The sequence below is a fragment of the Ectopseudomonas khazarica genome, assembly GCF_004521985.1.
Classification (GTDB): Bacteria; Pseudomonadota; Gammaproteobacteria; order Pseudomonadales; family Pseudomonadaceae; genus Aquipseudomonas; species Aquipseudomonas khazarica.
On the sequence record NZ_SBHZ01000025.1, the window covers coordinates 32,601 to 54,175 of the forward strand.

The window sequence follows — 21,575 nt, forward strand, 5'->3', positions numbered from 1 at the left end:
CGCTGGAGAGGCTCGTTTACACTGTCCGCAAAGCGCGTTCTCGCCTGCCAGCGCCACGCCCGCCTGGTTTTCACCCAGCCGGGTTGCAGCGGTTTACAGCCGCCCGTCGGTGGGTAGAATGGCGCATTTCCAACCGCCAGAGCCCCCTACATGGCCTTGCCGACGCTGCGCATCATCGGATTCATCATCGGCATATTCCTGATTACCCTGGCGGTGAGCATGGCCATCCCCATGCTGACCCTGCTGATCTTCGAGCACCCCGAAGACCTCAACGCCTTCCTCTGGTCCAGCCTGATCACCCTGATTGCCGGCCTGGCGCTGGTCATCCCCGGACGTCCGCAGAATGCCCAGCTGCGCCCACGCGACATGTACCTGCTCACCACGGGCAGTTGGAGCGTGGTGTGCAGCTTCGCCGCGCTGCCCATGATGCTGATCGCGCACATCAGCTACACCGACGCGGTTTTCGAGACCATGTCGGGTATCACCACCACCGGTTCCACGGTGCTGACGGGGCTGGATCACCTGTCGCCGGGCATCCTCATCTGGCGCTCCATGCTGCAGTGGCTCGGCGGCATCGGCTTCATCGGCATGGCAGTGGCGATCCTGCCGCTGCTGCGCGTGGGCGGCATGCGCCTGTTCCAGACCGAATCGTCGGACTGGGGCGAGAAGGTGATGCCGCGCTCGCACGTGGCCGCCAAGTACCTGCTGCTGGTTTACGTGGCCCTCACCCTGCTGGGCATTCTGGCCTACTGGGCTGCCGGCATGAACCTGTTCGACGCGGTCAACCATGCCATGACCTCGATTTCCACCGGTGGCTACTCCACCTCGGACTCGTCGCTGGCCAACTGGCCACAACCGGCCGTGCACTGGACGGCCGTCGTCCTGATGCTGCTCGGCGGCATGCCCTTCATGCTCTACGTCGCCTTCGTCCGGGGCAACCGCCAGGCCTTGTTCAAGGATCATCAGGTGCGCGGCTTCATCGGTTTCCTGCTGCTGACCTGGCTGGTGTTCGGCACCTGGCTGTGGATCAACTCGGAATACGCCTGGCTGGACGCCATTCGCATCGTCGCGGTGAACGTCACCTCGGTGGTCACCACCACCGGCTTTGCCCTCGGCGACTACACCACCTGGGGCAGCTTCGCGGTCCTGCTGTTCTTCTACCTGACCTTCATGGGCGGCTGCTCCGGCTCGACCTCCGGCGGCCTGAAGATCTTCCGCTTCCAGGTCGCCTACGTGCTGCTCAAGGCCAACCTGATGCAACTGGTGCACCCACGGGCGGTGATCAAGCAGCAGTACAACAACCACAACCTGGACGAGGAGATCGTGCGCTCGCTGATCACCTTCTCCTTCTTCTTCACCATCACCATCGGCGTCCTCGCCCTGGCACTGACCCTGACCGGCCTGGACTGGGTCACCGCCCTGACCGGCGCCGCCACCGCGGTGTGCAACGTCGGGCCGGGCCTCGGCCCGATCATCGGCCCGGCCGGCAACTTCGCCAGCCTGCCCGACTCGGCCAAATGGCTGCTGTCCATCGGCATGCTGCTGGGCCGCCTGGAAATCCTTACCGTCCTGGTGCTGGTCACCCGCAGCTTCTGGAAACACTGATCGATGCCTCTGTCCAGCCTGCGCATTCTCGCCTTCATCAACGGCATTTTCCTCATCACCCTGGCGCTGAGCATGCTGGTGCCGGTGATCACCCTGCTGATCTTCGAACAGCCACAGGGCATCAATGCCTTCCTCTGGTCCAGCCTGATCACGGCCCTGACCGGCATCGTCATGATCGCCCAGGGCCGACCGCAGCAGACCCAGCTGCGCCCGCGCGACATGTACATGCTGACGGTTTCGAGCTGGGTGATGGTGTCGATCTTCGCCGCCTTGCCGTTCATCTTCGCCGAGCGCGCGAGCATCACCGACGCCTACTTCGAGAGCATGTCCGGCATCACCGCCACCGGCGCGACGGTCTTCAGCGGCCTGGACGACATGTCGCCGGGCACGCTGATCTGGCGCTCGCTGCTGCACTGGCTCGGCGGCATCGGCTTCATCGCCATGGCCGTGGCGATCCTGCCGATGCTGCGCATCGGTGGCATGCGCCTGTTCCAGACCGAGTCCTCGGACCGCTCGGAGAAGGTCATGCCGCGCTCGCACATGGTCGCCAAATACATGGTGCTGGCCTACGTCGGCCTCAGCGCCATCGCCGTACTGGCCTTCTGGCTGGCCGGGATGGGCCTGTTCGATTCGATCAACCACGCCATGTCGGCCATCGCCACCGGCGGCTTCTCCACCTCCGACTCGTCGCTGGGCAAATGGCAGCAGCCCGCCATCCACTGGGTCGCGGTGCTGGTGATGATTCTCGGCAGCCTGCCCTTCGTCCTCTACGTCACGGCGATGCGCGGCAATTACCGGCCCCTGCTGCGGGATGCCCAGGTGCACGGCTTCCTGCTCCTGCTGCTGGGCAGCTGGCTGGTGCTGGCCTGCTGGAAATGGATGACCACCGACCTCTACTGGCTCGATGCCCTGCGCCTGGTGGCGGTGAACATCACCTCGATCATGACCACCACCGGCTTCGCCGTCGGCGACTACCACCTGTGGGGCCCCTTCGCCAGCATGATCTTTTTCTACCTGGGCTTCGTCGGCGGCTGCTCCGGCTCGACCGCCGGCGGCCTCAAGGTGTTCCGTTTCCAGGTGGCCTACATCCTGCTCAAGGCCAACCTCAAGCAGCTGATCCACCCGCGCGCGGTGATCAAGCAGCAGTACAACCGCCACCGCCTGGACGAGGACATCGTTCGCTCGATCCTCGCCTTCGCCTTCTTCTACACCATCACCATCGCGACGCTGGCGCTGGCCGTGGCCATGTGCGGAGTGGACTGGATCACCTCGCTCACCGGCGCCGCCGCCATGGTCTCCGGGGTGGGCCCGGGGATGGGCGAGATGGTCGGCCCGGCAGGCAACTACGCCGGCATCCCCGACCTGGCCAAGTGGCTGCTGACCCTGGGCATGCTCCTCGGGCGCCTGGAGATCCTCACCGTGCTGGTGCTGCTGTTCCCTGCTTTCTGGCGCCACTGAGACGGCAGCGCGCCTCTCTCACTGGCCAGGCACACGCCGGCTGCGGTATTCCCCCGGCGTCTCGCCGAACCAGCGGCGAAACGCCCTGAAGAAGTTGCTGGGGTCGGCAAAGCCGAGCAGATAGGCGACCTCCAGCAGCGTCAGATCGACCTGCCCCAGGTACTGCTCGGCCAGCTCGCGGCGAGTGTCGTCGAGCAACTGCTGGTAGCTGGTGCCCTCCTCCTGCAGCCGTCGCTGCAAGGTGCGCTGCGACAGGTGCAGCGCCTGCGCCACCACCTCGCGTCGCGGCTCCCCCTGCGGCAACAGGCGACACAGCACCTGGCGCGCCTGATGGGTCACCCGGCTGCTGCAGAAGCGCGCCAGGTACTCCCCGGCAAAGCGGTCGTGCAACTGCGCCAGGGCCTCGTTGGCGCTGGGCAGCGGGGCCTCCAGGTCGGCGCGCTCGAAGATCAGCCCGTAGTGCTCGGCATTGAAGCGCAGCGGCGCCTGGAACACCTGCTGATAGGGGGCCAGGTCGGCAGGCGCCGGGCCTTGCAGGCGGATTTCACGCGGGCGGATGAGCTTGCCGGTCATCCAGCGACAGAATGCCAGGCAGTAGGCCAGCGAGGCCTCGGCGCTCTGCCGCGCCGGCGGCAGGCGGTCGCCATGGATGGCCAGGGTCAGTGCGTAACCGTCGGGCTGCGCCAGGAAATTCAGGTCGGCCCCTTCGCCGATGATGCGCTGGTAGCGCACCAGGCGGGTGAAGCCGTCGCGCAGGTTGCGGCTGGACATCAGCGCGTAACCCACCACATGGAAGGACGCAGGACGCACCACCTGCGCCATGTTCAGACCGATCGCCGGGTTGCCGGACAGGGCCACGGCGCGCTGCCACAGGCGGGTCATGCCATCTTGCGGAAAGCGCGCATCCGGGTCGTTCAGCGCGGCGTAGTCCATGCCCAGTTCGGCGAACAGCCCGGCACAGTCGACACCGCCCAGCTCCAGTGCCTGCACGATGGCCAAGGCCCAGTTGGAAGATGTGGTTCTTTCACTCATCGTCTTGTTCTTATGTAGATCAGGCCAGCAAGGTCAGAGTTGGCGGCCCAAGGATACTAGACTGGCACCTTAAGTCAGTGGCCCATGGAGACAGCCGCTCTAGACTGACACTGACAATAACAGGAGGTGCGCCATGACCGCCCAGACCACCGAACGCTTCCAGAGCTTCGCCGCGTTCTACCCCTACTACCTGCAGGAACACAGCAACCCGGTGTGCCGTCGCCTGCACTATGTCGGCAGCCTGCTGGTGCTGACGATCCTCGCCTACGCCCTGGCCACCCAGCAATGGCTGTGGCTGCTGGCCATGCCGCTGGCCGGCTATGGCTTCGCCTGGGTCGGCCACTTCGTCTTCGAGAAGAACCGCCCCGCCACCTTCCAGTACCCGCTCTACAGCCTGATGGGCGACTGGGTGATGCTGAAGGACGCCTTCACCGGGCGGATTCGCTTCTGACCCCGGCGCCAATCCAGAACAACAAGAACGAGAACGACCATGAATAGCCGAGCCCGCTTCACCCACATGGAAGACGGCCAGGCCGAGGACTGGGCCATCATCGCCCAGGATTTCGCCGCCTATGCCGCCCAGCTGCCTGCGCGCATTCTCGACCACCTGCGCCTGCTCGATGGCGACTTCGGCGGCTTCCCCGTCGACCGCCTGACCCACTCGCTGCAGACCGCCACCCGCGCGCATCGCGACGGGCGTGACGAGGAGTACGTGGTCTGCGCCCTGCTCCACGACATTGGCGATACCCTCGGCAGCTACAACCACCCGGATATCGCGGCGGCGATCCTCAAACCCTTCGTCAGCGCCGAGAACCACTGGATGGTGGAGAAGCACGGGATCTTCCAGGGCTACTACTTCTTCCATCACCTGGGCATGGATCGTCACCTGCGCGAGCAGTTCAAGGACCACCCGCAGTACCAGGCGACCATCGAGTTCTGCGCCCGCTACGATGCCGCCGCCTTCGATCCGGACTACGAAAGCCTGCCCCTGAGCTACTTCGAACCCATGCTGCAGCGGGTCTTCGCCAGGCCGAAGAACTCCATCTACCTGGCGGCCATGGACGACGCGAACGCCTGACCGCCGGCCACTGTTACGCCACCGTTCGGCGGTCATGCTTGGCTGGCCGCCGTACCCTTGGTTATGATCCCTGCCCTGTAGAGCCTCTGGCTCAGGTCTTGCAGACCAGCCAGGCGTCCAGCAGAGACGCCAGAATTCCAGCAGGGACAGTTCCAGCAGATGAAGTCAGTCACCCTCAGCCGTGCCAACGGGCTGCCGACGCCGCCGTTGCGCGAATACTATTCGCGCGTGCTGGCCTATATCGCCACGGCCGCGGCCATCGCCGCCGGAACCTACGTCGGGCATTTCACCTACGACGTCCTCTGGATGGTGCCCTACGCGCTGCTCTACCCGCACCTGGCGCACAACCTCAGCCGCCGCTTCAAGCGCGACTATCCGCAACAGACCGACCTCACCCTGCTGTTCCTCGATGCCATCCACGCCGGCGCGGCCTGCGTGCTGCTGGGGTTCTCCACGGTACCCAGCCTGATGTTCATGCTGACCCTGTGCTTCAGCGCCCTGGTCATCGGCGGCATGCGCTATCTGGGGCTGGCGCTGCTGGTCGCCGGCAGCGGCATGGCGCTGTGTGCGGCACTGGTGGAGATCCACCCCAATACCAGCACGCCGACTCCCGTGGCCCTGGTCAGCATTCTCTTCGCCACCTTCTACATCTGCATCACGGCGTACTTCGTCAACCAGCAGGGGTTGCGCCTGGCGCAGGTGCGCAGCGAGATCAAGCGCGAGCAGGAAAAGGCCGCACGCCTGGCCCGCAACCTGGCCAAGTACCTGTCCCCGCAGGTGTGGGAGTCGATCTTCACCGGCAAGAAGACCGTGCGCCTGGAGACCCAGCGCAAGAAGCTCACCGTGTTCTTCTCCGACATCAAGGGTTTCACCGAGCTCTCCGAAGAGCTGGAAGCCGAAGCGCTGACCGACCTGCTCAACACCTACCTCAACGAGATGTCGAAGATCTGCCTGAAGTACGGCGGCACCATCGACAAGTTCATCGGCGACTGCGTCATGGTGTTCTTCGGCGACCCCAGCAGCAACGGCGCCAAGAAGGATGCGGTAGCGGCGGTTTCCATGGCCATCGCCATGCGCAAGCACATGAAGGTGCTGCGCCAGCAGTGGCGTGCCCAGGGCATCACCAAGCCGCTGGAAATCCGCATGGGCCTCAACACCGGCTACTGCACGGTAGGCAACTTCGGCGCCGACACGCGCATGGACTACACCATCATCGGTCGCGACGTGAACCTCGCCAGCCGCCTGGAAAGCGCGGCGGAATCCGGCGAGATCCTCATCTCCCACGAGACCTACTCGCTGGTCAAGGACGTGATCATGTGCCGCGACAAGGGCCAGATCACGGTCAAGGGCTTCACCCGTCCGGTACAGATCTACCAGGTGGTGGATTTCCGTCGCGACCTGGGCGCCACCTCCAGCTACGTCGAGCACGAGCTGCCGGGCTTCTCCATGTACCTCGACACCAACGGCATCCAGAACTTCGACAAGGAACGTGTGATCCAGGCGCTCAACCAGGCGGCCGAGAAGCTGCGCGACAAGGTCATTCTCTGAGCTGAACCCTCCGGCGTAGCCAGGACAGTGCCTACAGCGCGGTATCCGCCAGGGCCTCGTCCAGCACCACCGGCTCACCGTCGATCAGCGGCTGCAGCGCCAGGAACTCCAGCGCCGAGGCACGCCAGGACTGTGCCGCCGCCAGCTCGGCGCAACGCCCGCGATCCAGTTCCAGGGCCGCCAGGCAGGCCGCTCCCAGGTCCTCGTCCATCACACCACTGAGCCCCTGCTGCAACACGTCCAGCGGCCCTGCGACGGGGAACGCGGCAACCGGCGTGCCACAGGCCAGTGCCTCCAGCATCACCAGGCCATAGGTATCGGTGCGCGAAGGGAAGACCAGCACCGAGGCGTCCTGATAAGCCTCGGCCAGCGCCTGGCCACGGCGATAGCCGAGAAAGCTCACCTGCGGGTAGCGCAGCTGCAGCGCTTCACGCTGCGGGCCATCGCCTACCACACGCTTCTCGCCGGGCAGCGCCAGGTCGAGAAACGCCTGCAGGTTCTTTTCCGGCGCGATACGCCCCACGTAGAGAAACACCGGCTGCGCCTTCGGCTGGCGCGTCCCGTTCGGGCTGAACAGGCCGGTGTCCACGCCCTTGCGCCACAGTTGCAGGCGCTGCAGGTCCCACCCGGCGAACTCTTCGCGCAGGCGTTCGGTGGTCACCAGCACCGCCTGGCTCGGGCGATGGAAGGCGCGCAGCAGAGCATAGCCCCAGCGCGGCGCGATCCAGGGCCAGCGGGTGCTGACATACTCGGGGAAGCGCGTGTGGATCGCCGTGGAGAAGGCCAGACCACGCTTGACCAGCCAGCGCCGCGCCGCCCAGCCCAGCGGCCCTTCGGTCGCCAGGTGCACGCAGTCGGGGCGAAAGTCGCGAATCAGCGCGCCGACCCGCCAGAGATTCCACACCAGCGGAATCTCCGGGTAGGTCGGGCACGGCACGGAGCGGAAGTCGGCGGGCGACAGCAGCTTGACCTGATGACCGAGGCCGCGCAGCTCTCTGATCAGCGCCGCCAGACTGGTGACCACGCCATTGACCTGAGGCGCCCAGGCATCGGAGACGATCAGTATTCTCATGCACTGGTCTCGAGCGCCACGGCCTGCGCGTCGCTGGCTTCGCGCGCCTGCGCCTCGGCCAGGCGGTAGAGCTCGATCTGCCCGTCCCAGTGCTCGATCAGTGCCGTGCAGGACTCCACCCAGTCACCGCAATTCATGTACTCGACACCACTCACCTGGCGGATCTCGGCGTGGTGGATATGACCGCAGACGACGCCCTGCAGGCCACGCTTGACGCACTCGTGTGCGATGGCTTCCTCGAAGTCGCTGATGAAGTTCACCGCCGTCTTGACCTTGTGCTTGAGGTACGCCGACAGCGACCAGTAGCCGTAACCCCAGCGGCTGCGCCAGTGGTTCAGCCAGCGGTTGAGGGTCAGGGTGAATTCGTAGGCCGAGTCGCCGAGAAACGCCAGCCAGCGGTGGTAGCGGGTGATCACGTCGAACTGATCACCATGGATGACCAGCAGCTGGCGGCCATCGGCGGTGACATGCACGGCCTCGTCCACCAGCTGAATGTTGCCCAGCAGCAGGCTCGAGTAACGGCGCAGGAACTCGTCGTGGTTACCGGTGACGTAGATCACCTCGGTGCCCCGCTTGCTCATGGTCAGCAGGCGGCGAATGACGTTGGTGTGCGCCTGCGGCCAGTAGATACCGCCGCGCAGCTTCCAGCCGTCGATGATGTCGCCCACCAGGTAGATGCGGTCGGCGTGATAGCGCTTGAGGAAGGCCGCCAGGTGCTCGGCCTGACAGTCGCGAGTGCCGAGATGCACGTCGGAGATCCACAGGGTGCGGACACGTTGCTTGCGGGTGGGCTTGGCGAGCTGGGCGCTGGTCATGGGCTGCCTCCGGCTGGGTTTAGACGAGCTTGAGGCGTGGCGGTGAAAGGATTGTGACGGGCAAAAGACCGTTCGATGACGCAGCACGCCGTCGCCCCAAGGCGTTACACTCCTGCGTTCACCGAGGAACCGCCATGCTCCCTGCCCTGTCCCTGCGCCACTACAGCCATGAAGTGCTCTGCCACAGCCATGACCACGCCCAGCTGGTGTTCGGCCTGACGGGTGAGCTGCAGTTCGAGGTGGAGGGCCTGGGCAGCCGCGTGCTGCGTCATCACCTGGCGGTGGTACCGGCCGAGGCCCGCCATACCTGCGGCAGCCCGCGTGGCAGCCAGTGCCTGGTGCTGGACCTGCCAGCCAACGACTGGCTCGCACGGCAGCTCGGCCATCACGCGGACAACATCCAGCGCCTGCTCGAACGCCCCGGCGCCCTGCAGCTCGACCCGGCCCAGGGCCAGTTGCTCAACTGGCTGGCCAACGGCCCGATCAACGATGCGGTGATCGCCGGCCAGGGCGCCGCCCTGCTGCTCGGCAGCCTGGCGTGCCAGCAGCCCGCCGGCGAAGCGGCACGCTTGCCACTGTCGGCGCTCGACCACTATATCGAGCAGCATGTCGCCCATCCCTTGCAGGTTGCCGACCTGGCCCGACTGGCCGGCCTGTCGGTCGCCCGCTTCCATGCCCGCTTTCTCGCCGATACCGGGCGCACGCCCATGGAGCACATTCGCCAGTTGCGCCTGCAACGGGCCGAACAGCTGCTGCGCGACAGCGAACTGCCCGTCGGCGAGATCGCCGCCCGCGTCGGCTACACCTCGCAAAGTGCATTCACCGCCGCGCTGTCCCGCCACCTGGGCATGACCCCACGGCAACTGCGGCGCGATCGCCAGGCCCTGCGCCACGGCTGAGAGCCTCGCGACAAAAGCCGTCACTCCCGCGACAGACAGCCATCGCCAGCCCCTCTAGACTGCGCGGCATCACCGAGGAGTACCCCATGCAAACCATCGAATGGCAGGATTTCGAAAAAGTGGAGCTGCGCGTCGGCACCATTCGCAGCGCCCGTCCCAACGAAAAAGCGCTGAAACCCGCCTACGTGCTGGAAGTGGATCTTGGCGAGTTGGGCATCAGGACCTCCAGCGCGCAGATCACTGCGCACTATGACTGCGACGGCCTGATCGGCCGCCAGGTGCTGTGCGTCTGCAACTTCGCCGTCAAGCGTATCGCCGGCGTGCGCTCCGAAGTGCTGGTCACGGGCGTCTACGACAGCGAAAACCGCGTGGTACTCGCCGGCTTCGACAAGCCGCTCGACAACGGTGCGCGTCTGGCATGAAGGAACGTAACGCCCTGCTGGCGATTCACCTGGGCGCCCTGCTGTTCGGCCTGTCGGGCATCTTCGGCAAACTGGCAGCGACCACACCGGACATGATTGCCGGCGGTCGCGCCTTCTTCGCCGTGCTTGCCCTCGGCCTCGCGACCCTGCTCTGGCGCCGCACCGACTCGTCTCGCCCCAGCTGGCCCCAACTGGCCCGGCTAGTGCTCGGCGGCCTGCTGCTCGGCACCCACTGGCTGGCCTTCTTCGAGGCGGTGAAAATCTCCGGCGTAGCCATCGCCACCCTGGGCTTCGCCAGCTTCCCGGCGTTCACCGTACTGCTCGAAGGCACCCTGTTCCGCGAGCGCACACGCCCCATCGAATTCCTCATGGTCGCCCTGGTGTGCCTGGGGCTGATCCTGGTGACTCCCGAGTTCAGCCTGGGCAGCGATGCCACCGTGGGCTTGCTCTGGGCCATCCTGTCGGGCCTGCTGTTCGCCCTGCTGTCGCTGCTCAATCGGGCCAGCACGCATGGCCTCGACCCGATACAGGCGGCCCTGTACCAGAACGTCACCGTGCTCGTCGTGTTCATGCCCCTCGCGGCCCCACTGGTGCCCAGCCTGCGCCCGCTGGACTGGCTCTGGCTGGCGATGCTGGGGATCTTCTGCACGGGCCTGGCGCACAGCCTGTTCGTCGCCAGCCTGCGTGTGCTCAAGGCACGTACCACGGCGGTGATCTTCGCCCTGGAGCCGGTCTACGGGATTCTGTTCGCCTGGTGGCTGTTCAGCGAACAGCCCACCCTGCGCATGCTCGCGGGTGGCTTGCTGATCATCAGCGCCATCTTCGTCTCGGCGCGGATGGCGCGCTGAGCCGGCCGGCATCAGGCTGCAGCGCGCAGCGACCCCGCCGATGACGTCAGCCGCTCAGTTGACGCTGTAGCCACGCCCCGTCAGGCAGGCACCCAGGGCGCGACGGTAGCGCTCGGTGGAGTCGGCCCCCACCGGGCGGGTCGCCGTGGCGGGGTCGAAACCGCTCTGCCCCACCGCCCAGCTGTGGCACTCGTAGCGATCACGCCCCTGCAGCTCGGTGCTCTGGCCGTTGGCCGGGTAGGCGATCACTTCATAGCTGGCGACGCTGTTGCCCTGCACCGCAGGTGGCGGCGTGACCACGACGTAGCGCTGAGCATTGGCGTTCCACAGGTAATAGGTACCAGCGGCGACGAAATACAGCGCGCTGCCGATCCACAGTTCACGGGCACCGTCCGGCAGGCCGTGGCGATGTCCACCAGCCGGACCGGGACCCGCGCTGCCCCAGCCCGGCCCGCCAGGGCCACCCGGACCTCCAGGCCCGGGCGGACCGGCCAGGGCCTGGGTAGACAGCGCCAGAGTCATCAAGGCCAGGATCATTGAACGTTGCAGCGACATGTTTCACCTCTTCACGTGACGGCCTGATCGGCCCGAGGCAAATTATTCGCGCGACGCCGTGGCAGCGGGGTAAGCCCTGTGTAAAGAGGGGGTAAAACTCCTGATACACGGCTCTCAGGGACGGTCGTTGTGGCCCAGGTCACGCGCCGGGTCGATCAGGTCGCGCACCCGCCGCTTGAGCTCCTTGGCTTCGGGAAAACCGCCGTCGGCCTTGCGCTCCCAGACCTGCTGGCCATCGCACAGGATGCGGAACACCCCTCCCGTGCCCGGCTCCAGGCTGACTCGTCCCAGCTCGTCGGAGAAGGTGCTGAGCAGCTCCTGGGCCAGCCAGGCGGCGCGCAGCAGCCATTGGCACTGGGTGCAGTAGGTGATGATGACTTCTGGCTTGTTATCGGACATGGAGAGGCTCTGGGACTGGACGGACGGTGCCTATAATAGCGGCCCTCGAATACGTCTCACCCGGTATCTGTCATGCGCCGCCTGCTCTGCTCGCTGTTCTGTCTTCTCGCCCTTCACGGCCTGCCCAGCCACGCTGCCGAACGCGTCGGCCTGGTGCTCTCCGGTGGCGCGGCTCGAGGTCTGGCGCACATCGGCGTGCTCAAGGCGCTCGAGGAGCAAGGCATCCGCATCGACGCCATCGCCGGCACCAGCATGGGCGCCGTCGTTGGCGGGCTGTACGCCGCCGGCTATTCGGTGGAGGAGCTGGAACGCCTGGCCCTGGAGCTGGATTGGCAGCAGGCGCTGTCCGATTCGCCGCCACGCGAGGACATCCCCTTTCGCCGCAAGCAGGATGACCGCGACTTCCTGATCAAGCAGAAGCTCAGCTTCCGCGACGACGGCAGCCTCGGCCTGCCGCTGGGCGTGATCCAGGGGCAGAACCTGGCGCTGCTGCTGGAAAGCCTGCTGGTGCACCGCAGCGCCACCCGCGACTTCGACAAACTGCCGATTCCCTACCGGGCCGTGGCCACCGACGTGGTCAGCGGCGAGCAGGTGGTCATGCGCAGCGGCCACCTGCCGCAGGTCATGCGCGCCAGTATGTCGATTCCTGCCGTGTTCGCGCCGACGGAAGTCGACGGCCGCCTGCTGGTCGATGGCGGCATGCTCAACAACGTACCGATCGACGTGGCGCGGCAGATGGGGGTGGACCATGTCATCGTGGTCGACCTCGGCATGCCGCTGAAGCCGGCCGACGAACTGCATACCGTGGTCGATGTGATGAACCAGTCGATCAACCTGATGATGCGCAGGAACTCCGAAGAACAGCTGGCCACCCTGGTCGATGACGACGTGCTGATCCAGCCGGCGCTGGCCGGCTTCGGGGTCGCCGATTTCAATCGCGGCGAGCAGATGATCCTCGCCGGCTATCGCGCCACGCAGATCAAGGCCGAAAGCCTCGCCCGCCTGCGCACCAGCAGCGCCGGCAGCCCGGCACTGGCCATGGCGCGCTCGCTCGAGCAGCGCAACCCGGTGATCCGTGAAATCCACGTGGAGAACGATTCCAAGGTCGGCGACGAGGTCATCCGCAGCCACATCCGTCAGCCCCTGGGCGAACCCCTCGACGTGGAGCGTCTGCAGAAGGACATGGGGACGCTGTACGGCCTGGACTACTTCGAGCGCGTGCAGTACCGCGTGGAGGCGCTGGACCAGCGCGGCAGCGCCCTGGTGATCGATGCCCGTGGCAGGCGTACCGGCACCGACTACCTGCGCCTGGGGCTGAACCTGTCCGATGACATGCGCGGCGACAGCGCCTTCAACATCGGTGCCAGCTACCGTGTCAACGGCATCAACACCCTCGGCGCCGAATGGCTCACCCGCCTGCAGCTGGGTGACCGCCAGGAGCTGTACAGCGAGTTCTACCAGCCGCTCGACGCCGGCTCACGCTACTTCGTCGCTCCCTACCTGTTCGGCGAGGCGCAGAACGTCGAGGCGATACTGGATAACGACCCCATCGCCGAATACCGCCTGGAGCGCTATGGCTACGGCCTCAATCTCGGCCGACAGATCGCCAACAACGGCGAGATCCGCTTCGGCATCGGCCAGGCCTGGGGCGAGGCCGACGTGCGCGTGGGCGAGCGTGACCTGCCCAGTTTCAGCTTCAGCGAGGGCTACTACGAACTGAAGTACTCCTTCGACACCCTGGACAACCTCGACTTCCCGATCAAGGGCGAAGACATCGGCCTGCTGTTGCGCCAGTACGACAAGGGCCTGGGCTCGGACGACGAGTACAGGCAGTGGCAGCTGGAGCTGAACAAGGCGCTGACCCATGGCCCCAACACCTGGCTCCTGGGGGGTCGCTACGGACGCACGCTGGACGAAGCCGAGGTGGTGACATCCGGCTTCATCCTCGGTGGTGCCCAGGAACTCTCCGGCTTTCGCCAGGACTCCCTGAGCGGGCAGAACATGGCCCTGGCGCGCATGATCTACTACCGTCGCCTGACGCAGAGTTCGCTGCTGCCACTGGACCTGCCGCTCTACCTGGGTTTCTCGCTGGAACGGGGCCGCGCCTGGAACAACGACAATGCCTTCGACAGCGGCTACATCAACGCCGCCAGTGTCTTCCTCGGCCTGGACACGCCCCTGGGGCCGCTGAACTTCAGCTACGGCTTCAACGACGAGCGCGAGAAAGCGCTGTACCTCAACCTCGGCAAGAGTTTCTGAGGCCAGCAACGACCAGGCCGCGCATGAGCGCGGCCTGGTCGGCCAGCACGGTGAACGGGCTCAGGCGATTTCCGCCAGCAACTGGCGAGCGGCCCGCTTCTGCTCGTCATCGCCCTGATCGATCACCTCGTTGAGGATGTCACACGCGGTGGCGACATCGCCCTGCTTGATGTACGCCAGGGCCTGATTGAGCTTGGCCATGTGCGCGGGGTTGCCGGCCAGGTGGTCGAAATCCCCCTGCAGCGCGGCGGTGGCATCGGCATCGCCGGCGAACGCATCGAGGAAGTTGTCGTCCAGCTGTTCCTCGTCGTCGAGCAGGACCATCTCCATCTCGCCAAACGCGCTCAGTTGCTCATCCTCGTGCGGCAGCTCGAAGACCTCCGGCAGCTCCTGCAGGTTGCTGGAGAACGACGCGTCGAGCTCAGGCTCGGCGGCCGCCTTGGGCTTGGCCTGGACGGTGGTCGAGAACGGGCTGACCAGGTCCCAGTCGGCATCCAGGGACAGATCATCGAGGTTGAGCTGAAAGTCGGGCTCGGTGAGCGGCTCGTCCGGTGCTGGCGCCGCTGTCTGAACGACAGGCTCGCTCGGCTCGGGCTGCGCCGTCCGCAGGTTGGGATGCCTGGCTTGCAGGGCGTCCAGACGCGCCTCGTCGAAGCCCTCGGCGCGCAGAACCGCTTCTTCGCGGGCGAAGGCCTGGCCATCGCCCTGCTGCGCCAGGACTTCCAGCAGGCGGAAGCGCAGGTCGCTGCGTTGCGGCTCCTGCAACAGCGCCTTGTTCAACTCGCCGCGCGCCTCGCTGAGGCGGCCATAGGCGATGTAGACGTTGGCCGCCTCCAGCGGATCGGTCGGTGCCTGCGGGCGCTGCACGAGCGGGGCCGGCGTTACCCTGGCGGCCGGCGCCACGGCGGCGACAGGCACCGCCTCGACGACCCTGGGGCGAGTCACAGGCTGCGCCTTGGCGGCAACCTGCACCACCGGCGAGGCCTTCTCGCGACGCCGTGCGGCCCAGAACAGCGCACCGAGCAGCAGCAACAGACCTGCGCCACCGGCGAGCAGCGTGGAGAACCAGCCACCGGTTTCCGTCGCCGGTGCCTGCGGCTCGGCCGGCACCTCGGCTGCGGGTTGCACGACAGGCGCTTGCGGCGTGCGCTCGGCGGCGAGCTCGGCCAGTTGCGCGTCTTTCGCCGCCAGCTGGTCCTGCAGTTGCTGAACCTGCAGCTGCAACTCGGCCAGGCCCTGCTGCAGTTGCAGGTTCTCGGCGGCCTGGCTGGCCAGTTCCAGATCGACCTGGCGCTGTTTCTCGGCCAGCAGTTGCAGGCTGTCCGCCTGCTCCGGCGTCGGCTCCAGCGCGGTCAGCGGCGCACTCACCGGCCCCTCGGCACTGAGGCTGCTCTCGGCAACGGGCTCCGGTGCTTGCTCCGCCACGGGCGCGGTCGGCGCGCTGGCCGCAGCGGCGCGCGCGGCATCGGGCAGCAGCAAATCGGCACCGGCCTGCAGCAGGCCTGGGTCGCCGCCGATGAAGGCTCCCGGATTGAGGGCAAGAATGCCTTCCATCAGCGCCTGCTGAGACAGCCCGCTGCCCTCCTCGCGCAGACGCGCCGCGATCGACCACAGGCTGTCGCCGCGCACCACCTGATGACGATGCCCCGCCACGGCAGCCGGCGGCGTCACGCTACGTATCGACGATGCCGGTGCGGCCTGGCGAGGCGCCTGGGCAACGGGCGCCGCAGTGGAGGCTGCCACCGAGGAATAGGCGGAGGAACCCGGCGGGTCGAGCAGCACGGTGTATTCACGCAGCAACTGGCCGTTGGGCCGTGCCACCTCGACGATGAAGTTCAGATAGGGTTCACGGACCGGGCGACTGGACACCACCCGGATCACGCTGCGCGAACCGCGCAACAGCGGTGTGAAGCGCAGGTCGTTGAGAAAGTACAGGCGCTCGACACCCGAGCGACTGAATACCTCGGCAGGCGCCAGGCCGACGCGTACGTCCTGCGCACCCAGGTCGCCGACCTCGAGCAACTCGATCTCGGCCTCCAACGGCTGATTCAACGCCGAATGCAGCGTGATATCACCCAACCCAAGCGCCGGTGCCATTCCCGAATAGAGAGCGGAACCCGACGCCAAACCCAACATCAACTGACGCACCCGAGCCATGTGACCTCCAGGGTTATCCAGGCTCGAACGCCGCCTCCTCGACTTCCTGTCCGGGCTTCCCTTGGCCGGGAGGCTGGCGCCCTCGAAAAACGCAAAGGACGATCAACAGAGTCCCTGTCCAGACCGTCCTGAATTGCATTATGGCTACTAATTCACAAAGTAGCGGATTGGGCGTCAGTTTGCCGACGAAAGCACAGTGCCATCAACCAACTTCAGTCAAAAGTAAGGCACAAAAAGCGCTTGACCGAGCGGGCATGAAAATGCCAACCAGGTCTCATTTCACCAGGTTGGCCAGCACCCGCGCGTGGACCTGCTGGCAGCGCCGCAGGTCGTCTTCGTCGATACCGGCGAAGACCTCATGGCGCAGTTGGGTGGAAATCGCTTCGATCTTCTCGATCAGCGGCTGCGCCTTGGGTTGCAGCGCGATCTTCTTGGCGCGGCGGTCCTCGGGTACCGCCACGCGGGTCACCAGTTCCTGACTTTCCAGGCTGTCGAGCAGGCGCGCCAGGGTTGGCCCCTCCACGCCCACGCTCTGCGCGAGCTCGCGCTGGGTGGGCATCTCAGTGAAGCGGGCCAGGTGCAGCAGCACCAGCCAGCGGGCCTGGGACAGTCCCAGGCCGACCAGGCGGCGGTCCAGTTCCGAGCGCCACGCGCGTGACAGTTGGGCGACTTGCATGGCAAAGCGATGTTGATCGGGGTAAGACATGGGCAAGCGAACTCATACAAAGGTAAAAAACTAATTATTAGCCAGCTAGCCATAACCCGAGGCGCAGAGCAAGCACGGATTTCGCCGCTCCGTTGCAGAATAAGACGGTCGCCGCCTCAGGCTGCGACCTGATTGCGCCCGAACGCCTTGGCCTCGTAGAGCGCACGGTCCGCCTGCTCGTAGAGTTGCTCCAGTTCGGCCTGGACGCCCGGAGTCAGGCACGCGACGCCGATGGACATGGTCAGCACCTCGGCGCTGTCGGAGCCGCGATGGGCGATGGCCGCCGCTTCCAGCGACTGGCGCAGGGCCTCGGCACGCTGCCGGGCCTCGTCGGCAGCGATGTCGAACAGCAGCAAGGCGAACTCCTCGCCACCCAGGCGCACGCCCATGTCCAGCGGGCGCCGTGCCGCCTGCTCGATGAGCATGCCCACGCGTTGCAGGGCCGCATCGCCGGCCTGGTGGCCGTAGCAGTCGTTGTAGGCCTTGAAATGGTCGATGTCGCACAGCAGCAGAGCCAGCGGCTTGCCGTCACGTTGCGCCTGGCGCCACAGGCGCTCGAACTGGCGGTTGAAGCTGCGCCGGTTATGCAGGCCGGTCAGGCTGTCGTGATAGGCGAGCAGACGCATCAGGCGACTGACCAGAAAGTGCTCGCGCGATTTGTATTCCAGCAGGTAGCAACCGACGGCGCCGGTGAGATTGCCGAACGCGAGGAACAGCACATTGTTGATCAGCCTCGCCGCCGGCAAGCCGGCGAGCAGTTCCGCCACCACGTAGGCTGTCAGCACGACCAGCGAACAGGCGAGCGCCTCGCTCAGGCGCAATCCCACCAAGAAATAGGCAGCCATGCTCACCAGCAGCAGTCCCTCGTAGGGATAGCCGGGATCGACCTGATGAACGATACCGACGATCAGCGCGGCCCCCACGCCCAGGGTGAGGATGCACGCCATGCTCAACGGCAGCAGCAGATGGGTGTGGCGACGCTGCAGGATCAGCGCGGCACAGACCAGCAGGATGACCAGCACCACGAACCTCACGCCGAGCACCCAGGCGAGGTGCGACGCGGGCACCACCAGCAGGTCCAGCACCGCCAGTGCCAGCCAGATGACCATGGCGACACTCAGCGCGAAACGCTTGAGTTCGAAGCTGTCGTCGAGCAGGTGGGCGCGGTATTCACGCTCCAGCGCGCGCGCGAAGCGCAGACCACGAAACCCCAGGCTCAGCTGGTCTGCGTAGGGGCTCGGGCGGACTTCATCGAGCCAGGCGTGAAAGTTGGGCACTGCTACCTCGTCGTCAGGCGGCCTGCTCCACACCTTAGCCGCGTCATCGTGATGCCGCCAGAAACAGCCAAGCGCTAGAGTTCGAACTCGGCCTGCAGGGCCGCGCGCACGCAGTACAGCACCGCCTCGTCGACCCGCCCGGCGAACAGCGGCGCGATCTCACTGACCGCCGGCAATTCGCCCTCACCGTCGAGGAAACTCTCCTGGATCTCGCCCAGCAGCTCTTCCGGCAGGTCCAGCGCCTGCTCCAGACTCAGTTGCTGCTGCGCGATGGCTTCGGCGAGCAGGCTGTAGACATTCTTCTCGCTGCAATTGAGCTGGCCGGCGATCTGCGCCGGGGTCATGCCGGCGCGTGCCAGGCTGACCAGCTCGTGACGCAGGTCCGCGACCGGCGCCGGTGCCTCGTCCTGGGCGTTGCCAGCCAGCACTTCGAGGAAGGCCTGACCATAACGCTCCAGCTTGCGCGCGCCCACGCCGCTGACTTCGGCCATCTCGCTCAGCGAACCCGGCTGGCTGCGCAGCATCTCCAGCAGAGTGGCGTCGGGGAAGATCACATAGGGCGGCACGCTGTGCTCCTCGGCCAGCTTGCGGCGCAGGCTGCGCAGGGCCTCCCACATCTCCCGCTCGTGCCCCTGCACCAGCTGGCTGGCCGCACTGCTGGAGGCCTTGACCGCCTGCGCCGGCTTGGGTTCGCGACGCAGTTGCAGGGTAACCTCGCCTCGCAGCAGCGGCCGGCAGCTCTCGTCCAGGCGCAGACCACCGAAGCCCTCGAGGTCGACATCGGCCAGGCCACGCGCGACCAGCTGGCGGAACAGGGTGCGCCACTCGACCTCGGAGAAGCCCTTGCCCACGCCGAACACCGCCAGGTGCTGATGACCGGAAGCGCGGATCTTCTCGTTGTCACGCCCCAGCAGGATGTCCACCAGGTGGCCGACGCCGTAGCGCTGGCCGCTGCGATAGACGGCCGACAGCGCCTGCCGCGCCGGCTCGGTGGCGTCCCAGGTTTCGACGCCGTCGATGCAGTTGTCGCAATGCCCGCAGGGCTGTTCCAGCACCTCGTCGAAATAGGCCAGCAGCGCCTGGCGCCGGCAGCGGGTTTCCTCGCAGAGGGCCAGCATGGCGTCGAGCTTGTGCTGCTCGATGCGCTTGTGGCGCTCGTCGCCCTCGGAGTTGTTGAGCATCTGCTTGAGGAAGATCACATCCTGCAGACCGTAGGCCATCCAGGCATCGGCAGGCAGGCCGTCACGCCCGGCACGACCGGTTTCCTGGTAATAGGCCTCCAGCGACTTGGGCAGATCCAGGTGGCAGACGAAACGCACGTTGGGTTTGTCGATGCCCATGCCGAAGGCGATGGTGGCCACCATGATCAGGCCTTCTTCATTGAGGAAGCGCTTCTGGTGGTAGGCCCGCAGCTCGTTGGGCAAGCCCGCGTGATAAGGCAGCGCCGGGAAGCCCTGACTGCTGAGGAAATCGGCGACCTCCTCGACCTTCTTGCGCGACAGGCAGTAGACGATGCCGGCATCGCCCTTGCGCGCCGCCAGAAAGCCCAGCAACTGCTTGCGTGGCTGATCCTTGGGCTGGATGCGATAGAAGATGTTGGGCCGGTCGAAGCTGGAGAGAAAGCGCTCGGCATGCTCCAGGTGCAGGCGCTGGACGATCTCCTCGCGGGTACGCTTGTCCGCCGTGGCGGTCAGGGCGATGCGCGGCACCGCCGGGAACAGTTCGGCGAGCTGGCCGAGCTGCAGGTACTCCGGGCGGAAATCATGCCCCCACTGCGACACGCAGTGCGCCTCGTCGATGGCGAACAGGGCGATGTCGAGGCCCTGCAGGAAATTCAGCATCCGCGCCTGCACCAGGCGTTCCGGAGCCAGGTAGAGCATCTTGATCTGGCCACGGCGAATGCGATCGGCGATTTCGCGCTGCTCATCGGGGCTCAGCGTGGAGTTCAGCGCCACGGCCGCCACACCCAGCTCATCCAGCGTCGCGACCTGGTCGTCCATCAGCGCGATCAACGGTGATACCACCACGGCCAGGCCGTCGCGCATCAGCGCGGGAACCTGATAGCACAGCGACTTGCCGCCGCCCGTGGGCATCAGCACCAGGGCATCGCCGCCACCGGCCACGCGCTCGATGATCGCGGATTGATTGCCGCGAAAGGCGTCGTAGCCGAAAACGTCTTTGAGAATGCGCTGGGCGTGGTCGAGCATGAAGGCCTCCGAATGAAGCCGGCTATTATGCCGCACTCTTGCCGGTGACGGTTCCTCACCCCGTCCGAAGCCGTTCTTTTTCTGCCCCCTCGGACTTGCCGCTATGGCCGCAAGGCCCCGTGTAGACTAGAATCCAGCCTCGTTTAATCCTTCAAGGTAGCCCCACGATGTCCTTCGCTGAGCAACTGTCCCGCCTGCAAGCCTTCCTCGATGCCGACGAGCTGCACGAAGAAGCGCTGGACTACGTGGCCGCCCATGGCTACCTCACCGCCCTGTCGATCTGCCCGGACCAGGTGCCCGAGCGCGAGTGGATCGACGCCCTGTTCGCCGAGCCGCCGCACTACCGCAGCGACGCCGAGCGCGAAGAGATCGAAAGCACCCTGGTTCACCTCAAGGCGCATATCGCCCGTCAGCTGGCTGGCGAGGAAGAACCCGAGCTGCCTTGCGACCTGGACCTGGGCGACGAGCCGGACGACTCCGACCTGCGCGGCTGGTGCATCGGTTTCATGGAAGGTGTGTTCCTGCGCGAAGCCGTATGGTTCGAGGACGCCGAAGACGAAGTCAGCGAGCTGCTGCTGCCGATCATGGTCGGCTCCGGACTGTTCGACGAGCAGCAGGAATTCGCCGAGATCGCCCGTGACCGCGACCTGGTCGACAGCATGATCGACCAGATCCCGGAATTGCTCACCGCCCTGTTCCTGCTGTGCCAGGCACCGGAAGAAAAGCCGGCGCTGCTCAAGCCCCGCCACTGATTGGCCACGGCCGGGGTCAACCCGGCTGTTTCCGCCCATGCCACGTGATATCCAGCCCAGTCGCCATCGCAGCGTCCGTTACCTGTTGCTGGGCATCGGCTGGCTGAGCGTGGCCCTGGGCGTCATTGGCATCTTCCTGCCGGTGCTGCCCACCACCCCGTTCCTGCTCCTGGCCGCGGCCTGCTTCGTGCGCAGCTCGCGACGCTTCTACATCTGGCTGGTCACCCATCGGCACCTCGGGCCCTGGATTCGCGATTACCTCGAAGGCCAGGGCATCCCGCTCAAGGGCAAGGTCTATGCCCTGCTGCTGATGTGGGCGAGCATCGCCCTCTCCTGCTACCTGGTGCCGCTGCCCTGGGCGCGCGCCTTCATGCTGACCAGCGCCGTACTGGTCAGCCTGTACATCCTCAAGCAGAAAACCCTGCGCACCCGCTGACGGCGTCTTGCGGCCGGCAGATTGCCAGCCCATCGCCTAGACTTCCTCGA

Annotated in this window: 20 protein-coding genes; 11 read left to right on the plus strand and 9 right to left on the minus strand. The window is 66.0% G+C overall.

All coding sequences use genetic code 11. From position 1 onward, the window contains the following. The first annotated feature begins 150 nt into the window (after positions 1-150). Both EPK82_RS23300 and EPK82_RS23305 read left to right on the plus strand, forming a co-directional pair. Positions 151-1,605, plus strand: a complete 1,455-nt coding sequence (locus EPK82_RS23300; protein ID WP_037054192.1) for a TrkH family potassium uptake protein — start codon at positions 151-153, stop codon at positions 1,603-1,605. A 3-nt stretch (positions 1,606-1,608) separates the two neighbouring features. After that, positions 1,609-3,063, plus strand: a complete 1,455-nt coding sequence (locus tag EPK82_RS23305) for a TrkH family potassium uptake protein (protein WP_037054195.1) — start codon at positions 1,609-1,611, stop codon at positions 3,061-3,063. 18 nt (positions 3,064-3,081) lie between these two features. Here the strand turns inward: EPK82_RS23305 and EPK82_RS23310 are convergent, their stop codons facing one another. Further along, a complete protein-coding gene (locus EPK82_RS23310) occupies positions 3,082-4,095 on the minus strand; it encodes an AraC family transcriptional regulator (RefSeq protein WP_037054198.1) in 1,014 nt (337 codons plus the stop codon). A 133-nt stretch (positions 4,096-4,228) separates the two neighbouring features. On the opposite strand from EPK82_RS23310, the gene EPK82_RS23315 reads away from it, so the two are divergent. From EPK82_RS23315 to EPK82_RS23325, 3 genes are all read left to right on the plus strand, one after another. Beyond that, positions 4,229-4,546, plus strand: a complete 318-nt coding sequence (locus EPK82_RS23315) for an Mpo1-like protein (RefSeq protein ID WP_037054201.1) — start codon at positions 4,229-4,231, stop codon at positions 4,544-4,546. Between the two features lie 39 nt (positions 4,547-4,585). Then, positions 4,586-5,173 (plus strand): HD domain-containing protein, encoded by a 588-nt coding sequence (locus EPK82_RS23320; RefSeq protein WP_037054203.1) that lies wholly within the window; start codon positions 4,586-4,588, stop codon positions 5,171-5,173. Positions 5,174-5,332: 159 nt separating this feature from the next. Next, positions 5,333-6,721: an adenylate/guanylate cyclase domain-containing protein gene (locus EPK82_RS23325; protein WP_037054206.1), complete on the plus strand. Its 1,389-nt coding sequence runs from the start codon at positions 5,333-5,335 to the stop codon at positions 6,719-6,721. 31 nt (positions 6,722-6,752) lie between these two features. Here the strand turns inward: EPK82_RS23325 and EPK82_RS23330 are convergent, their stop codons facing one another. Together EPK82_RS23330 and EPK82_RS23335 are read right to left on the minus strand one after the other, a co-directional pair. After that, positions 6,753-7,793, minus strand: a complete 1,041-nt coding sequence (locus EPK82_RS23330; protein WP_134678194.1) for a glycosyltransferase family 4 protein — start codon at positions 7,791-7,793, stop codon at positions 6,753-6,755. Next, on the minus strand, positions 7,790-8,608 hold the full coding sequence (locus tag EPK82_RS23335) for a UDP-2,3-diacylglucosamine diphosphatase (protein WP_037054210.1): 819 nt from the start codon (positions 8,606-8,608) through the stop codon (positions 7,790-7,792). The genes EPK82_RS23330 and EPK82_RS23335 overlap by 4 nt, the downstream gene beginning before the upstream one ends. Positions 8,609-8,742: 134 nt before the next feature. Between EPK82_RS23335 and EPK82_RS23340 the strand changes: the two genes are divergently transcribed. From EPK82_RS23340 to EPK82_RS23350, 3 genes are all read left to right on the plus strand, one after another. Then, complete coding sequence (locus tag EPK82_RS23340; protein WP_134678195.1) at positions 8,743-9,507, plus strand: AraC family transcriptional regulator; 765 nt, start codon at positions 8,743-8,745, stop codon at positions 9,505-9,507. Between the two features lie 86 nt (positions 9,508-9,593). Beyond that, positions 9,594-9,929 carry a tRNA-binding protein gene (locus EPK82_RS23345; RefSeq protein WP_134678196.1) on the plus strand — a complete coding sequence of 112 codons (336 nt, stop codon included), beginning with the start codon at positions 9,594-9,596 and terminating at the stop codon, positions 9,927-9,929. Continuing rightward, positions 9,926-10,777 carry a DMT family transporter gene (locus EPK82_RS23350; RefSeq protein ID WP_134678197.1) on the plus strand — a complete coding sequence of 284 codons (852 nt, stop codon included), beginning with the start codon at positions 9,926-9,928 and terminating at the stop codon, positions 10,775-10,777. The genes EPK82_RS23345 and EPK82_RS23350 overlap by 4 nt, the downstream gene beginning before the upstream one ends. Positions 10,778-10,831: 54 nt before the next feature. On the opposite strand, the gene EPK82_RS23355 is transcribed toward EPK82_RS23350, so the two are convergent. Together EPK82_RS23355 and EPK82_RS23360 are read right to left on the minus strand one after the other, a co-directional pair. Then, on the minus strand, positions 10,832-11,332 hold the full coding sequence (locus EPK82_RS23355) for a hypothetical protein (protein ID WP_134678198.1): 501 nt from the start codon (positions 11,330-11,332) through the stop codon (positions 10,832-10,834). Between the two features lie 114 nt (positions 11,333-11,446). Continuing rightward, positions 11,447-11,731 (minus strand): SelT/SelW/SelH family protein, encoded by a 285-nt coding sequence (locus tag EPK82_RS23360; RefSeq protein WP_134678199.1) that lies wholly within the window; start codon positions 11,729-11,731, stop codon positions 11,447-11,449. Between the two features lie 72 nt (positions 11,732-11,803). Between EPK82_RS23360 and EPK82_RS23365 the strand changes: the two genes are divergently transcribed. Further along, positions 11,804-13,990, plus strand: coding sequence for a patatin-like phospholipase family protein (locus tag EPK82_RS23365; protein WP_134678200.1), 2,187 nt, complete (start codon positions 11,804-11,806; stop codon positions 13,988-13,990). A 60-nt stretch (positions 13,991-14,050) separates the two neighbouring features. On the opposite strand, the gene EPK82_RS23370 is transcribed toward EPK82_RS23365, so the two are convergent. From EPK82_RS23370 to recQ, 4 genes are all read right to left on the minus strand, one after another. After that, a complete protein-coding gene (locus tag EPK82_RS23370; protein WP_455708955.1) occupies positions 14,051-16,147 on the minus strand; it encodes a FimV/HubP family polar landmark protein in 2,097 nt (698 codons plus the stop codon). Positions 16,148-16,421: 274 nt separating this feature from the next. Next, positions 16,422-16,853 carry a MarR family transcriptional regulator gene (locus tag EPK82_RS23375; RefSeq protein WP_037054223.1) on the minus strand — a complete coding sequence of 144 codons (432 nt, stop codon included), beginning with the start codon at positions 16,851-16,853 and terminating at the stop codon, positions 16,422-16,424. 116 nt (positions 16,854-16,969) lie between these two features. Then, positions 16,970-18,130: a GGDEF domain-containing protein gene (locus EPK82_RS23380; protein WP_134678201.1), complete on the minus strand. Its 1,161-nt coding sequence runs from the start codon at positions 18,128-18,130 to the stop codon at positions 16,970-16,972. A gap of 74 nt (positions 18,131-18,204) precedes the next feature. Next, the gene (gene recQ / locus EPK82_RS23385) at positions 18,205-20,337 is read right to left on the minus strand and encodes a DNA helicase RecQ (RefSeq protein WP_134678202.1); all 2,133 of its coding nucleotides are present in this window, start codon (positions 20,335-20,337) and stop codon (positions 18,205-18,207) included. A 167-nt stretch (positions 20,338-20,504) separates the two neighbouring features. Here recQ and EPK82_RS23390 point away from each other — a divergent pair, with 167 nt between their 5' ends. Beyond that, positions 20,505-21,089: a UPF0149 family protein gene (locus EPK82_RS23390; RefSeq protein WP_037054229.1), complete on the plus strand. Its 585-nt coding sequence runs from the start codon at positions 20,505-20,507 to the stop codon at positions 21,087-21,089. 37 nt (positions 21,090-21,126) lie between these two features. Then, a complete protein-coding gene (locus EPK82_RS23395; protein ID WP_037054230.1) occupies positions 21,127-21,525 on the plus strand; it encodes a YbaN family protein in 399 nt (132 codons plus the stop codon). Positions 21,526-21,575: the final 50 nt, after the last annotated feature.

Coding starts and splice junctions, on each gene's coding strand:
- EPK82_RS23300 (WP_037054192.1), top strand. CDS start 151: ATGGCCTTGCCGACGCTGCGCATCATCGGATTCATCATCGGCATATTC.
- EPK82_RS23305 (WP_037054195.1), top strand. CDS start 1,609: ATGCCTCTGTCCAGCCTGCGCATTCTCGCCTTCATCAACGGCATTTTC.
- EPK82_RS23310 (WP_037054198.1), bottom strand. CDS start 4,095: ATGAGTGAAAGAACCACATCTTCCAACTGGGCCTTGGCCATCGTGCAG.
- EPK82_RS23315 (WP_037054201.1), top strand. CDS start 4,229: ATGACCGCCCAGACCACCGAACGCTTCCAGAGCTTCGCCGCGTTCTAC.
- EPK82_RS23320 (WP_037054203.1), top strand. CDS start 4,586: ATGAATAGCCGAGCCCGCTTCACCCACATGGAAGACGGCCAGGCCGAG.
- EPK82_RS23325 (WP_037054206.1), top strand. CDS start 5,333: ATGAAGTCAGTCACCCTCAGCCGTGCCAACGGGCTGCCGACGCCGCCG.
- EPK82_RS23330 (WP_134678194.1), bottom strand. CDS start 7,793: ATGAGAATACTGATCGTCTCCGATGCCTGGGCGCCTCAGGTCAATGGC.
- EPK82_RS23335 (WP_037054210.1), bottom strand. CDS start 8,608: ATGACCAGCGCCCAGCTCGCCAAGCCCACCCGCAAGCAACGTGTCCGC.
- EPK82_RS23340 (WP_134678195.1), top strand. CDS start 8,743: ATGCTCCCTGCCCTGTCCCTGCGCCACTACAGCCATGAAGTGCTCTGC.
- EPK82_RS23345 (WP_134678196.1), top strand. CDS start 9,594: ATGCAAACCATCGAATGGCAGGATTTCGAAAAAGTGGAGCTGCGCGTC.
- EPK82_RS23350 (WP_134678197.1), top strand. CDS start 9,926: ATGAAGGAACGTAACGCCCTGCTGGCGATTCACCTGGGCGCCCTGCTG.
- EPK82_RS23355 (WP_134678198.1), bottom strand. CDS start 11,332: ATGTCGCTGCAACGTTCAATGATCCTGGCCTTGATGACTCTGGCGCTG.
- EPK82_RS23360 (WP_134678199.1), bottom strand. CDS start 11,731: ATGTCCGATAACAAGCCAGAAGTCATCATCACCTACTGCACCCAGTGC.
- EPK82_RS23365 (WP_134678200.1), top strand. CDS start 11,804: ATGCGCCGCCTGCTCTGCTCGCTGTTCTGTCTTCTCGCCCTTCACGGC.
- EPK82_RS23370 (WP_455708955.1), bottom strand. CDS start 16,147: ATGGCTCGGGTGCGTCAGTTGATGTTGGGTTTGGCGTCGGGTTCCGCT.
- EPK82_RS23375 (WP_037054223.1), bottom strand. CDS start 16,853: ATGTCTTACCCCGATCAACATCGCTTTGCCATGCAAGTCGCCCAACTG.
- recQ (WP_134678202.1), bottom strand. CDS start 20,337: ATGCTCGACCACGCCCAGCGCATTCTCAAAGACGTTTTCGGCTACGAC.
- EPK82_RS23390 (WP_037054229.1), top strand. CDS start 20,505: ATGTCCTTCGCTGAGCAACTGTCCCGCCTGCAAGCCTTCCTCGATGCC.
- EPK82_RS23395 (WP_037054230.1), top strand. CDS start 21,127: ATGCCACGTGATATCCAGCCCAGTCGCCATCGCAGCGTCCGTTACCTG.